13 protein-coding genes and 3 tRNA genes are annotated in these 14,130 nt (G+C 43.5%); 7 read left to right on the top strand and 9 right to left on the bottom strand.

Annotated elements, in window-relative coordinates; translation table 11 throughout:
* Positions 1 to 137: 137 nt before the first annotated feature.
* The 5 genes from FLA_RS07780 to FLA_RS07760 form a co-directional block, all read right to left on the bottom strand.
* Positions 138 to 1,796 (bottom strand): M56 family metallopeptidase, encoded by a 1,659-nt coding sequence (locus tag FLA_RS07780; RefSeq protein ID WP_076381283.1) that lies wholly within the window; start codon positions 1,794 to 1,796, stop codon positions 138 to 140.
* A 14-nt stretch (positions 1,797 to 1,810) separates the two neighbouring features.
* Positions 1,811 to 2,212 carry a BlaI/MecI/CopY family transcriptional regulator gene (locus FLA_RS07775; RefSeq protein ID WP_076381284.1) on the bottom strand — a complete coding sequence of 134 codons (402 nt, stop codon included), beginning with the start codon at positions 2,210 to 2,212 and terminating at the stop codon, positions 1,811 to 1,813.
* A 345-nt stretch (positions 2,213 to 2,557) separates the two neighbouring features.
* Positions 2,558 to 2,630, bottom strand: a tRNA-Lys gene (locus FLA_RS07770).
* Positions 2,631 to 2,688: 58 nt separating this feature from the next.
* Positions 2,689 to 2,761: transfer RNA gene (locus FLA_RS07765), tRNA-Lys, on the bottom strand.
* A gap of 229 nt (positions 2,762 to 2,990) precedes the next feature.
* Complete coding sequence (locus tag FLA_RS07760) at positions 2,991 to 3,689, bottom strand: Imm43 family immunity protein (RefSeq protein ID WP_076381285.1); 699 nt, start codon at positions 3,687 to 3,689, stop codon at positions 2,991 to 2,993.
* Positions 3,690 to 3,936: 247 nt separating this feature from the next.
* On the opposite strand from FLA_RS07760, the gene FLA_RS07755 reads away from it, so the two are divergent.
* Positions 3,937 to 4,155 carry a hypothetical protein gene (locus FLA_RS07755; RefSeq protein WP_076381286.1) on the top strand — a complete coding sequence of 73 codons (219 nt, stop codon included), beginning with the start codon at positions 3,937 to 3,939 and terminating at the stop codon, positions 4,153 to 4,155.
* Between the two features lie 5 nt (positions 4,156 to 4,160).
* On the opposite strand, the gene FLA_RS07750 is transcribed toward FLA_RS07755, so the two are convergent.
* The gene (locus tag FLA_RS07750; RefSeq protein WP_231940406.1) at positions 4,161 to 4,643 is read right to left on the bottom strand and encodes a GNAT family N-acetyltransferase; all 483 of its coding nucleotides are present in this window, start codon (positions 4,641 to 4,643) and stop codon (positions 4,161 to 4,163) included.
* A 137-nt stretch (positions 4,644 to 4,780) separates the two neighbouring features.
* A tRNA-Lys gene (locus FLA_RS07745) sits at positions 4,781 to 4,853 on the bottom strand.
* Between the two features lie 106 nt (positions 4,854 to 4,959).
* On the opposite strand from FLA_RS07745, the gene FLA_RS07740 reads away from it, so the two are divergent.
* On the top strand, positions 4,960 to 5,619 hold the full coding sequence (locus tag FLA_RS07740) for a hypothetical protein (RefSeq protein ID WP_144264116.1): 660 nt from the start codon (positions 4,960 to 4,962) through the stop codon (positions 5,617 to 5,619).
* Here FLA_RS07740 and FLA_RS07735 read toward each other — a convergent pair.
* The gene (locus FLA_RS07735; protein WP_076381289.1) at positions 5,616 to 5,840 is read right to left on the bottom strand and encodes a hypothetical protein; all 225 of its coding nucleotides are present in this window, start codon (positions 5,838 to 5,840) and stop codon (positions 5,616 to 5,618) included. The two genes, FLA_RS07740 and FLA_RS07735, sit on opposite strands and share 4 nt — an antisense overlap.
* A 567-nt stretch (positions 5,841 to 6,407) precedes the next feature.
* Between FLA_RS07735 and FLA_RS07730 the strand changes: the two genes are divergently transcribed.
* A complete protein-coding gene (locus FLA_RS07730) occupies positions 6,408 to 8,423 on the top strand; it encodes a sugar phosphate nucleotidyltransferase (RefSeq protein WP_076381290.1) in 2,016 nt (671 codons plus the stop codon).
* A gap of 35 nt (positions 8,424 to 8,458) precedes the next feature.
* Positions 8,459 to 9,451: a glycosyltransferase gene (locus FLA_RS07725; RefSeq protein ID WP_076381291.1), complete on the top strand. Its 993-nt coding sequence runs from the start codon at positions 8,459 to 8,461 to the stop codon at positions 9,449 to 9,451.
* Positions 9,452 to 9,678: 227 nt separating this feature from the next.
* On the opposite strand, the gene FLA_RS31400 is transcribed toward FLA_RS07725, so the two are convergent.
* Complete coding sequence (locus FLA_RS31400) at positions 9,679 to 9,834, bottom strand: hypothetical protein (RefSeq protein WP_159445160.1); 156 nt, start codon at positions 9,832 to 9,834, stop codon at positions 9,679 to 9,681.
* 267 nt (positions 9,835 to 10,101) lie between these two features.
* Here FLA_RS31400 and FLA_RS07720 point away from each other — a divergent pair, with 267 nt between their 5' ends.
* The 3 genes from FLA_RS07720 to FLA_RS07710 are packed head-to-tail and all read left to right on the top strand — an operon-like array spanning position 10,102 to position 14,129.
* Positions 10,102 to 11,520 carry an oligosaccharide flippase family protein gene (locus FLA_RS07720; RefSeq protein ID WP_076381292.1) on the top strand — a complete coding sequence of 473 codons (1,419 nt, stop codon included), beginning with the start codon at positions 10,102 to 10,104 and terminating at the stop codon, positions 11,518 to 11,520.
* A gap of 42 nt (positions 11,521 to 11,562) precedes the next feature.
* Positions 11,563 to 13,191: a hypothetical protein gene (locus tag FLA_RS07715; protein WP_076381293.1), complete on the top strand. Its 1,629-nt coding sequence runs from the start codon at positions 11,563 to 11,565 to the stop codon at positions 13,189 to 13,191.
* A complete protein-coding gene (locus FLA_RS07710) occupies positions 13,179 to 14,129 on the top strand; it encodes a glycosyltransferase family 2 protein (RefSeq protein WP_076381294.1) in 951 nt (316 codons plus the stop codon). Before FLA_RS07715 ends, FLA_RS07710 begins: the two co-directional genes overlap by 13 nt.
* Position 14,130: the final 1 nt, after the last annotated feature.

Genomic DNA, 14,130 nt, shown 5'->3' with positions numbered 1-14,130 from the left:
CAAAACACACCCTGTTACAGATGATTACTGTAAAAAAATCAACACATAATTATTGGTTTTAGAATAGTAATGGCAATAACCCGCCAGCCGCGCCATAGCACAGCATTCAACGCTTCTGATAAATAAAAGAAATTGTATTACAAATGCGAAGTAATCTCGCGATCTTTCATAGCCTGCAGCCTGTCTTTTTCAGCATTTGCGCGATCCCTGTCCGCCTGCACACGATCTCTATCTGCTTGCGCACGGTCTTTATCCGCCTGTATGCGATCTTTTTCCGCCTGTAACCTGTCCAGCTTTGCCTGCTCACAGTCTCTTGCAGCCTGTTGGCGATCTTTAGCAGCTTGCACCCTATCCCGTTCCGCCTGCACTTTATCCATTTCCGCCAGCAGCCTGTTCCTTTCCGCTTGCACAGCATTCAACATTACCTGCTGCCTGTCTTTTCCCGCCTGAGTTTGATCCAACTTCCGTAACTCTTGCTGACATAATACCTCTTCTTTAATAGCAGCCCTCTTATACTCCAATTTCTCCCGGACAACACTCAACACCACCGCTTCAACAACAGTCGCCCCGCTTCGCGTAGCCACAGGCCCGGTAACCACCACATTACCAACCGGCTGTTTCGTTGCCACAAACCCTCGCTTTTCCTCCTTTGTAAACAACGTTGTATTATCATCTGAAACCACTGACATCAACTCCGGCTGCATAGCAACACTATTCACATCATCAGATACAACACCTCGCCTGCTCAACACCTCACTTTCCACACTCCGCAGCTGCGCAATAGCCGCCACTAACAAAGCAAACGATAACAACAGCACACCAGCCACGCAAAACATCTTTTCTCCCGCTGCCAGCGATTGATTTTTATTATCAATAATGCGACTTACCCTATGCAACAACTGGTTCTTTTTACCAGGAAAAGCCACGGCTGCACCAGGCCCACTCATAGCATGTTCTTTAAAACGAATCAACGCTTCTATAAACCCTCTTTTGTTACCTGTTTGCTCCAACGCTACATCATCACAACAATGCTCCCGCTCATCCCGCAACAAAGCAGACACCCACAAGAAACCCGGATTAAAAAAGAACACCGTTTCACTTACTACCTGCAACAGGTTCACCAGGTAATCACACCTGCGTATATGTGCCAGTTCATGCAACAACACCGCTTCTACTTGCTCAACAGGCAACCCGGCCAACAATCCCACCGGCATCAGCACCACCGGTTTCAAATGCCCTATTACCATAGGAACCTTAACCCATGCCGATTCCAGCAACCGGATACGCCCTTTAATATGCAGCTGACCGCAAAGCACCGTAAAGCGCTCCTGCCAGTCAATCGCAATTTGTGTATACCGATACTTTGTCCTCTGCAAATACCTCACCCCCTGCACCATCTTTACACTACGCCAAACAAAGAATACCGCCCATATCAACACCAGCCAGAAAGCATGAGCAGAGATAAAATCCACACTCACTACCACCCACCCCTGAACAGATGATAAGTACACCCACCCCGAGGCATTGTGCCCTATAGTTTCTGCCAGCGGCACTATGGCATGAGCCGCACCGCTTAACTCATGAATAAAAGTGCAGCCACACGCTATTATAAAAAGCCCCAGCAATGCAAGCACAACCGCATACCTTACACGAGCCACCCCTCTTTTACTCAGCTGCATCCAAACAGCCGCCACAATAGCCAGCAACAATCCCTGCCACAGCGAATGTATCAGCATCCAGCTAAAAGCCTGCAAAAGCCGGTCACCTATAATAGAGAGGTTTACACACAATCGCATAATTATACGTTTGATTATTTACTGTCCATCTTTTTCAATAACTCCTTTACCTTGTCAATTTCTTCCGGCGAAGTTTTGTCATTGCCCAGCAAAGCCACTATCAGATCAGCCGGCGACCCGTTATACATAGAGTCCACAAAGCGGTTCAACATAGTGCTTTTGATCCTCTTTTCTTCCAGCACAGCACTATACACATGCTTCATACTACTCTCATCACGATCCAACATTCCCTTTTCCTTCATCACCTGCATCAGCTTTAAGGTGCTGGTATATATTACCGCTTCTTTCTGCTCGTTCAGTTTATCATGTACAAAACGAACCGTTGAAGGACCATACTGCCACAACACCTGCAACACATCCAACTCCCCTTTTGTAGGCACCACTTCAACAGATGTATCTTTCTTAAACAAACTCATAAACTAAAGGTACGTAAAAAAACGTACGTTAAAAATACAAGGTTCATTTTTTCTAAAAAAACTTGTACCACCTTCATTCTCAGACTCAAAAACCAAACACCCTTGATCCTTAAACCTACCTGAAACACAAAAGGCGCCAGTAATAGCGCCTTTTGTGTTCACCTGACAGGCAAACACCACCTTCACCAAACAAAAACATCACTCTTACCAACCAGCCAGACACACTACCACTTGATATAGCAACAAGGGCAGAGACGGGATCATGTACAAAAGTTATGGAGTCAGAGAAGAGAACATAACCAGCAGATAGATAAAATAAAAAAGGCGCTACTACTAGCGCCTTTGTGATTCGGCTGGGACTCGAACCCAGGACCCATACATTAAAAGTGTATTGCTCTACCAACTGAGCTACCAAATCGAACCTATATATTTTTGTGAACTGTAGAACAAAAACCGCTTACGCTATTCTTGTTTTGTGATTCGGCTGGGACTCGAACCCAGGACCCATACATTAAAAGTGTATTGCTCTACCAACTGAGCTACCAAATCATTCCGTTCATCTTAATTCCGAAGAATATTTTTCTGAAACGGAGTGCAAATGTATAAGTTTATAACATTCCACCCAAAGTTTTTTCAAAATACTTTGATAATGATTAACTTCTGAAGATTATACCACCTGCTGAAACCTACCCTATACAGCAAGCTTTATTGCAAGCGGTACAACATCCCTGCCGTACAACAACACAATGAAAACATAGAGAACTGCACAAAGCATTCCTCAACGCTGCTTATAATCATTCATTGCCGGCAATACATCCCACTTATACTGGTTGTTGAATACAAAAGGGAAGTCTGCTACTTTGTATATTTCCGGGCTGATAAACTGCGTCAATATAACATCCTTTACCTGTTGTGTAAACACCAGTGTATTGTTGTAACAAAATTCAAACAACACAAAAAGCCCCTTACCTTCCACAGGCGCTTTTAACTGCATGTTCGGGTAAAGAAAAAAGTCTTTAAAGCCTGCAGCACGCTTTCGCGTTTCTACCGGCCAATTCAACAACTGATCATCAAATTTTCCAAACCGCAAAGCATGGTAACCCTGGTTTGCCAGAGAATGGCCTTGTATATCCACTATATGCAGTAACGCCTTTTCGTAATAATCAGCAGTTACTCCCTGTTCCTCCATAAAGCTCAAAAACCGGCCGGATACCAGCTTCACATAATAACCGTAATCAAAATAATCAAAGTGTATAGCAGGATATTTTTTAGTAACCACCAGGTACATCTCTTCCGGAAACTGATGTGTGCCTGTTGGCGGAAAAGACATAGTATGATGATTGAATGTTTTCCAGGCCTGATCCGGCATTTTTGTAGCACTCTTTGCATCATATGAAGACTTCAACACCGTATCTTCTTTCAATGGATAACCCGATGGCAATTGTGTTCTGTTAAACCAGATAAATAAGTCTTCCATTGTTGGTTCCTGTTTTATAGGTTACATTCTGCGGCTATCCGATAGCACTATTGATGACAGATGATAAACAGCAAATGGTAAAAATTGTTTTGACAGCAAGCTTCTGTTCCGGCAACGCTCCACTGTTCAGCCCCTGAATTGGATGCATGAAAGCCCATTTTGTCCAGTTCACAACCAACCTGCTTCCTGCCGGCATAAAATCACCGAATATTGTACTCCATATCATTACCTTATAACCATTGCCAACATGATACTGATATATTATACGAATATCAACACCAGGCAAGATCACTCCAAACTGAAAGCAATACTCGACCCTATAGATGGTATAGAAGATTGGCATGTTGACCTGGAAGATTGCGACAAAGTATTACGTATTATAAGTGCCGGCGACCTTTCGCAGCATATCAGTCAGTTATTGCCCACACTCGGTTTCACTGGCACCCTCATGTTAAAAAGCGAATAGCAACCTTACGCCTTTGCCGGGTTATGGATAATATATTTAGCCACGCTGTTTTTATCTTCCTGCTTCACCATGTGATTACGTACCAATACCCGTTCAGAACCTTTATTATCCACATGACACTCTGCAAAAATGGAAGCAAGTGCCAACTTTTCAAACCCAAAACGTATCACTGCTTCCACCGCTTCAGTGGTGATACCCTGCCCCCAAAAAGGCTCTCCTATCCAGTAACCTATTTCCGCAACACTGCCAGTACCGTTCAGGTGAAGACTCACTTCCCCTACCAGTTCTTCCGGTTCTGCGTCCCGGAATATCATGGCAAAAACATAGTGACTCTTTTTTACAAAACCCTGGTACACATAGCTTAACCTATGCACTGCATGATACTCCAGGTAAGGATAAGGAAAGTTGACAATATTGTCGGTTATGTGGGGGTTGTTGACATACTTCAACAAGGCAGGCAAATCGTCTGTGTGCAATTGCCTTAACATTAACCGCTGGGTGTATAATACGGGAAAAGTACTGGCCATGCTCAAAGATCAGGATAGTAAGGTTTATTTGCGCAAATATTTCCTGGTAACTCTTCCCCACCGGGCAATAAAAAAGGCACTGATAACAGCGCCTTTTGTGATTCGGCTGGGACTCGAACCCAGGACCCATACATTAAAAGTGTATTGCTCTACCAACTGAGCTACCAAATCGTCGGGGTGCAAATGTAGGGGTTTGATTGCAATAAGCAAAAGGAAAACTAAAACTATGCAGCAGATTTTCCTAGATTTGTGTAACAACATCCCTAACCATTCTTACATGAAAAAATTAGCCCTGATAGGCCGCATCACACAAATTGCCCTGATAGTAGTCGTTTGCTTACTCTGTTACAAAACTCAATGTAATAAGCCAGCCCCCACGCAGGATAACCCCAAACCGGAAAAAACAGCGGAAGCCTCCCCCTTTTTTAAGCCGGACGAACTTCTAACCTTTCAGCTGAAAGATGGCAGTTACCGCGCAGCCATTTGCACACAGGTAAGGCTTGTGGGAGCAGAATGGATGTACGACCTGGTAATGACCACTTACACAGGCGCCACCAAAGCAACCTATCCTAACATGTTACACAGTTTTGTTGCAGGTAAACTGGTTCCATCAGAACATAATACAGATAGCCTGCTTGCCATGCAGCCCACTATTGGCGAGATATGGAAATACGCCGGAAAACGCAACCTGCTATTCACTTTACGTTATCATGCTGTAGCACATAACGAACTGGCTACTTTCAAAGATAAATTTGAAGTGACAGGTAAACTGCCCGTTAAAGACAGCTTTAAAAAGCAAGTCAGCTATAGCAGGGAATACTCTTTTAAAGATTTCGAAGAAGTGTTTACAGATACGGATAGCTACATGAAGCTTTTGGAAGAACAAAAATACCCGGTCCATCTCATTTGCCAAACAGGCGACTACTGCGGTGGCTAACTCTCCAGCTCATCCCACCAGAAAGTATCATCGCTGTTAGCCTGTCCGGTTGCAACAGTAGAAGCCGCAGATCCACCGGAAAAAGAACCTGTAGCAGAAGATACTTCGGCCTGCAGACTTTGTACCAGGCGAGCTATCAATGCCAGTCGGGTGCTTACATCCAGGTGTTTTAAAAGCTCCCAGTAGCTTTCTATAATATTTTCGTTCTGAGTGGATTCCATTACAAGCACAATATTAGCACAATTGCTGGCTTTTCCCTTTGCACATTGGTACTTTCTCTATCTGCCATTGCTTATATTTAAAAAATAACCATGAGATTTCCAATACTTTCTAACATCACTACCAATACGATTCGTCCCAAAAACATTACCCCATTCAAAAACAAAGAAACCGTTGCGTTCTGATTATGATCAAAGTTATTATACTTTACGTAGCCTGCGATTCGTCTGTTTTCTAACCACTGATAGTTTTACTCACTACCTAACCTGCATCTGTTGTTAAGTAGTTGACCGTTCTTCATATGATCTTTTTCCTACGCACGAAATTGGCATCTTTATCAGTTTTGTTGTAACTGCTTCTTTTATCGCTTATTACTTTTGCCGCTGCTCATACTTTGTCATCTGAACAAACATAAGGCAATGGTAACTGCTGGCACAGCCACCCGCATTGCATTTTACACACCTGTGCATTTTACTCACACCCCCCTTATTTAAATGAAAAAAGCCAAAACAAAATAGATTATTTTCATATATATTCGCAATTTACCCTTGCACCCACTCAACTGATCTATGTCATTTACTATTTCATCCGAACTCGTGATACTTATTGTAGCAGGAGGCACTGGAACAAGACTTTGGCCTATAAGCACTGCTAAAAGTCCCAAGCAATTCACGCGCCTCATTGCAGAAAAAACAATGTTACAGCTGACCGTACAACGGGTAACAGACATTGTCCCCTTTCACAGGATATTTGTATCTACAGCTGCGGAATATGTTCACCTGGTAAAGCAACAGCTGCCTGAACTTCCTTTTGAAAATATTATAGTAGAGCCCGATGCAAGAGACACTGCTCCTGCTATCGGATACGCCTCTGTCTTTATCAGGAAAAAAGTACCAGGCGCTACTGTAGTATTGCTGGCATCAGACCAGCATATCAGCCCCGTTACACAATTCCAGGAAAGCATTCAGGAAGCCGCCTTTATAGCCAGGCAAGGAAAATACCTTGTTAGTGTGGGCATAGCCCCTACCTACGGCCATACCGGCTATGGTTATATGCAATGCGGTGCAACTGCCCCCTTTTCAGAAAAAGCTTTTTATGGTCTGGCATATATTGAAAAGCCCGATCAGAAAACCGCAGATGAATTTGTAGCAGCCAGACAATACCTGTGGAATACTAATATTTTCAGCTGGACAGTTGACAATATCCTGGACGCTTTTAACACCTATCAGCCACAGGAATATCAGGTTTTGCAGGAAATAGAAAGGAGAATGGATACCCTTTCTATAAACGAGCTGGAAACGCTATACAATCAGCTCACTAAAATTTCAATTGATTATTCCGTTTTAGAGAAGATACAACCTGAAGATTCTTTACAGCACATTTTTCTCAGAGCTCAGATGGAATGGAGCGATGTGGGCAGCTACGAAGAACTGTCAAAAATGCTTCAGCAGGATGATGCTCAAAACAGAATCAAAGGCGCCATTACCACATCTGAAACCACGCGCTGCCTGCTAATGACAGAAGCCCCTTACGAGCTGATAACAGAAGGAATAACAGACCTGACGGTAGTAGTAAACAGCAACGGCGACATTCTTGTTATGCCTGCAAATTCGAAAAAGAAAATAAAAGAAATCATCCAGGCAAAAGAAACAAGATTTGCCGCCAATCCTGCATCCCAAAAACAACCTGTTCTTTTTGATTGCGAAAACATCATTGTTCAGATCAATGAAAACAAAACTGTTTTAATGACAGATGTAAAAGATCTTTGGATAAGAGAAAGCAATCACAAAATTTATGTACACTCTTTTAAGCAACCAGACATACCCGCTATTCTTCAAAAAAGCAGGCACTATGTAATCAATAATATCAACATAAGAATAGTAAAAGACTATATCTTATTAAGCAACCTCGCCGTAGATGCACTCGTCAATGAAATTACCCAGGCTATTGCTAAATATCAGAAAGCTGTAATAGTACTGTCTGCCGGGGGCACACCGGAAGGAGTATATCAGTTACTCATCAATAATTACAAACACCGGTTAGATTGGAGTAAAGTGGTTCTTTTTCAAATGGATGAATACTTAGGCTTATCAGATAACCATCCACTAAGCTATGCCTTCTTCCTGAAAAAGAAAATCATAGAACCATTAGGTATCCGGGAATATTATTTACTGAACAACGATAACACCAGCTATCTCGAAAATTATGAGCAGGCCATCAGAAAGGCAAATGGTATAGATGTTATATTGCATGGCATAGGCCACAACGGCCACATCGGCTTTAATGAACCCGGCTCCGCTTTTGATTCAAAAACAAGAGTAGTCGCATTAAGCGATAGTACCATCGAAGCCAATAGTCGCTTTTTTGACTGTCGCTCACAGGTTCCTGTAAAAGGCATTACGCTTGGACTGGATATCATTTCCCAGGCCAAAAAAACCATTCTGATTGCATCAGGAAAAGGCAAAAAACAAGCTGTAAAAAGTGCTGTTCAGGACTCTATGAATGAAGCTATTCCGGCATCTATATTACAAGGCTGTTCAAACGTCACATATGTTTTAGACGAAGAAACATGGGTAGATAATTAATTTTTCCATTTACATAACTAACTAAAAGCCACACTATGAAAGCAGTCAGACTCATTTTCCGAAAACCGTTTCCAACCGCCTATAGTATTGAATATTTATTCAATCAGCTACATAAAGAGTTTATACAAACAGGTATACCCGTTAAAGGGGAAACCTTACCTCATTATAGCAAAGGCCTGTTACCCAGACTAAAAAATCTTCTGTCACTATTTAAACACAAAAACGAAATTGTGCATGTAACCGGTGATGTACATTATGCCTTACTGGGTGCACTACGAAGCAAAAGAATGTTAACCATGCACGATGTTGCTTTTATAGGTCGCACCAAAGGCATTGCCCGGCTTATATACAAATGGCTATGGGTAAAAATCCCTGTGGCTCTGGCCCATAAAGTGGTAGTTATTTCTGAAGAAGTAAAAACAGATTTACTGGAACATGTTACCATTAAACCCGGCAAACTTGCGGTAGTCACCAACTTCATAGATGACATTTATCAACCTGTTGAACGAAAGTTTAATGCAGAAAAGCCCCGCATACTGCAAATAGGAACCGCTTATAATAAAAACGTAAACCGCCTTATTCGCGCGCTGGAAAACCTGCCCGTAACACTTGTAATTATAGGAAAACATAATAGTGAAATAAAAGAGCTGTTATTGCAGTGTAAAATAGACTACATCTGGCTTTCCGGACTTACCCTTCAGGAAGTACACGCCGAATATCTGAAAGCAGACATCCTCACCTATGTTTCCCTTAAAGAAGGTTTTGGAATGCCTATCCTGGAGGCCCAAAGCACAGGCCTCCCCCTGGTAACCAGCAATTGTTCAGCGATGCCCGATGTAGCAGGTCAGGGCGCAGTATTTGTTGATCCGTATAATGTTGACTCTATAAGATCCGGCATAGTTACGGTTATAAAAGACAATGCACTCCGTGAAAAAAATACTTCACTGGCCTACTTAAATGTCAGAAGATACTCCCGGGAAAGGGTGGTGGCAGACTATATGGAGATATACAAAGAATTATCAGCATAAAAACGCCTTCCTAACTATACCAGGAAGCAAGCATAAAAACAACTCTTATGCCTGCTTCCTATTCATAAAATCAAAAAGGGCAAAGGAAATAAGAAAAAGGAATGCTAACCGGCTAATCTTCCAGCTCATCCCACCAGAAAGCATCATCCTTTCCGGTTTGCCCTTTTATTACAGCAGAAGCGCCCGAAGAATTATCACCTGAAAACATTCATAAACAATAAGACATTTTATTTCAACAATCCCAGCTTCTTCATCTCTTCCAATAGTTTATCTGGTATGGGGCGACATGCACAGTATTTTCTATGCGCCAAATGCCACTTCATCCTCTCTTCTTTAGTAGCGGGCTGCGGCATCGGATGTTTTAAATGCCATTCTTTATTCATAAGTATTCATTGTAAACATATTAGCGAATGAACCGGTTAGTACAGCAGTAAAGATAAATACACTCATCTCCATATGTAATGACTGCCATCACCTGTTTCACTGATACACATTAAAAAGCCCTTCTATTCACCCCAAAGCATAAACACCTATTATTCCTCCACCAGTCATCTCAACCGCAAGCCAAGGAATATTTTTCTCCCCTCCCAGGCAACCACGCTGCACTATATACGTATACACTATACACAACCTGGCCGCTATATACTATCATGCAAAAAAAACTGTTCAAAAACATTTCAGCCAATATCCTGCAACAAATAGCTAATCAGCTGTTTAGCCTGGTGATATTCTATGTTTTGTCCAGGCAGTTAAGCAAACCCGGTTTTGGGCAGCTCAATGGCTGCCTGGCATTGCTGTTGATATGTTTCAGCATTCTCTCTTTCGGGCTAGACCAGCTTACAGTGAAAAAAATAGCTGCTGGCGAATCACCCTCTACTATAGTATCTCTTTATATGATACATATACTGGGTATGGGCGCACTTTTCTATAGCCTGCTGGCGATGATATGGCTGCTGTTTCCCGCACAGCCTTTGCTGCCGGTTATTTTCCTCCTTAGCCTGGGTAAGTTTCAATCATTTATAGCTACTCCTTATAAACAAGTAACTGCAGGACGCGAGCAGTTTTCAACACTGGCAGGCATGTCTATTGTATCCAACGTGGTAAAAGGCATTGCACTGGTAATAGCACAAGCCTTGCACAGCATTCAGCTGCACACCGTAATAGTATTGTTTATCCTGGGCGATACGGCAGAACTATTATGCACCCTATATCTATATCATCGCCATAGCATACAATCCATCCGGTTTGTTCCTGATAAAAAAGCCTATAGCCTTCTGCTACGCGAAGCCCTGCCACAATTAGGCATTGTCATCTGTACCGCTATCTTATCACGGTTCGACTGGTTATTGCTGGGGATAGCCGTATCAGATACACAATTGGCTGAATACAGCTTTGCCTATAAAGTATACGAGATTATCACGCTTCCACTGTTGGCTATTGCCCCTTTGTTAATTCCACGCTTTGTACAACACTATCAGCAGCAGCGCAAAGATCTTTCTGGTATTTATGCCATACTGCGCCTGGAAATGCTGATCGCTTCTTTCCTTATCGTTATCACCAATATGCTGTGGACGCCATTGGTAGACCTGGTAACCGCCGGCAAGTACGGCGCCGTCAACAGCAATACTATACTCATTCTCACCTTCTGTACACCTTTACTATATGTATCCAACGTTTTGTGGACAAGTGGTTTTGCGCAACATCGCCTGCAAGGCCTGCTGGCGGTAATAGCCATTACCTGTGCAGTAAATATAGCAGGCAACTGCCTGCTGATACCACTATTGCAAAAAGAAGGTGCAGCACTCGCCTGCCTGTTGTCACTACTGGTGCAAACAGTACTGTATTTCCGCCAGGATAGGCAAATACGGTTTGCGCGGGTAAGCTATGCCATCGTGTGCCACCCATTGTGTGCGCTCACCTCCATTATACTGGTGCGGCTAACCCCGCTTGCTTTTATACCGGCTTTAGCCGCAGCTATAATACTATACATACTGCTGGCAAGCCTGTGTGGATTGCGAACGAAGAAAGAGTTTTCACTAGTGTCACATTTTTTGACGGCCGATACCTGAACTAAACCAGCAGGCTCCGGCCATTACCTATATTAACTATACATGCATCGTATACAAACTTATATCCGGCAATGGCTTCAGCAGGTAGATGGTAAATTGCTCCTGTTTTTATTGCTATTGATGAATGTAAAGCTGGTGATAAAGCTGGCAGCACTGGCATTTATCTATTGTGTACGGCCCGATTTCCGTTTCCGGTTTGGTTATATCAAAGAAGGCATGCCCCCTTTCTACCTGTATATAATAGGCATTGCCTGCATAGACTTACTGCTGTATAAAGGCTTCGCCAACACACATTATCTGGTGGCATTTGCCATTGCCATCGGCTTTTGGGCTGCGTGTATACTGGCAGTGCATCAGTTACAGCTGGCAGTAAAAATGAACACCACTACGGTATTACACAACACCCTGATAGCCTTCTTTACCATTAACGCACTGGTTTCCTTTGCACAAATCGCCATCATTATGCTGGACGCAGGCGTAATCAATCCTTACCGCTTCCAGGGAATGTACCAGAAGTATTTTATCAGCACAGGCGACCGTATCAAAGGCATCTCGTTCGATACTTCTACCACTAATGCCGTTATCAGCGCTGCAGGCGTTATATACAGCCTATACCGGCGTAAGGCCCTGCTAACGTTACTATGTATGGTAAGTGTACTGCTTGCCTGCAGCAACTTCACCTGCCTGATGCTGATAGTGGTGTTATTGTACTGCTTTATTGCGGCCAGCGACCGCGCTCAAAAAAGCATCATTATTTGTTGCTGTACACTCGTGATCATTTTTATGGTGAAGGTATCTCCGCAAAACGATGATTACGCACTCAAATTGATACGTAAAATAACCACTGGTAGCAGCAAGGCACCCGCTATAACTTCCGATACTGTAACAGACACGATACCTCCTACTGAAGAGCAACAAAGGATGTCCTTTGCCAAACATTACCTCGATAGCATCAGCCAGCTGATAGCACGGCAACAGCTGCCAAAAAGCACATCCACCGTCACCACACAGGCAGCCATAACACCCTTGTTTGTGGCCCGGCCCGAAATACCACAACCCAGTATTCACTCGCAACCGTTTCAACGCATAAGAGATACAGCCACTATCCTTCAAAAAACATTGCTTACTTATATAAAGCAACATCCCAATGACAATGCACTTAACAATGATAGCACGTACCATTTACCGGGCAAGCTGCTTGCCTTCCAACAAACCTGGCAATACTTTCAGGCACACCCCGGCAGATTACTCACTGGTTGCGGCCCTGCCAACTTCTCGTCTAAACTGGCTTTTCGCGCTACCGCGCTAAACATTGCAGGCAGCTATCCCGCCAGCCTGTCTTACAGCCATCCCGATTTCAGAAGTCATCACCTGGCCATACACCTGGGTTTCTTTAGCAAAGATGCCGAGTTGCACTCCATAGCCAATACACCCAATGCCGTTTACAACCAGGTAATAGGCGAATATGGCATAGCTGGCTTGTTGGTGTTTATCACCGGCTATGTATGGTTCTGGGCCAGACGCTATCGCATTCTCAGCTTTGGCATTCCCATACTGTTATTAACAGCAGGAGTGTTGTTAATGGATTACTGGTTTGAACAATTATCCGTTCTGTTCGTGATAGAGCTATTGCTTTTCGTGGATATAAAAGAAAACGTATGCACCCGGTAAAAGTAACTGTATTAATGCCTGCCTATAATGCAGCACCTTATATAGGGGCAGCCATTGCTTCGGTGCTGTCCCAAACCATGCCGCATTTTGAACTATTGATAGTGAACGACGGGTCTACCGATAACACCACAGCAGTTATTCAATCTTTTAACGACACCCGCATCCGGCTTATTTACCAACCGAACAGTGGCGTAGCCGCTGCCTTAAACAAAGGCCTGTCATTAGCCCGGGGAGAATATATCGCCCGTTTTGATGCAGATGATATTTGCCAGCCCAACCGGCTACAGCAACAAATGACTTACCTGGATGCACATCCTGATTATGTGATCACCGGCAGCGATGCAGAGTACATTTCCGAACAGGGCGAGTACCTGTGCTACTACTCCTGCCATGCACATTCCAATGATGCTATTAAGCAACACCTGCATACCAGCTGCCCCTTTACACATTCCAGTGTCATGTACCGCAGGCAGGCAGTGTTACAATGTGGCGGTTACCCGGTTTTAGCCATGAATATGGAAGACCACCTGTTGTGGGTAAAACTAAGCTCAGCAGGCAAGTTTTATAATTTCCCTGCCCCACTTATCCAGGTGCGGTTTAACCCCGCATCTGTTACTATCGATGAAAAGTGGCGGGGACGGCGGTTTCGCGTGTTAAAGTATGGCATATTACAACGGGGCGTTATCACCGCTGCTGAAGGTGCAGAACTCACCGGCATAGTACAAAAGCAAAACGCCACTGCCAGCATACGGCACGGGGCTTATTTTGCCTTATGCGGCAAAAAGCTGCTGCTCAACAATCACATGCCTGTAAAAGCCAGAAGCTATATCCGCAAAGCCATTCAATCTGCCCCCTTCCGGCTCGATAACTATGCACTGTTTGTTATCAGCTATTTTCCAGAGAAATACATTCAATGGTTGAATAAAAAAATGAATTAGT

Source organism: Filimonas lacunae (assembly GCF_002355595.1).
Classification (GTDB): domain Bacteria; phylum Bacteroidota; class Bacteroidia; order Chitinophagales; family Chitinophagaceae; genus Filimonas; species Filimonas lacunae.
This window is presented reverse-complemented; position numbering and strand designations above follow the sequence as displayed.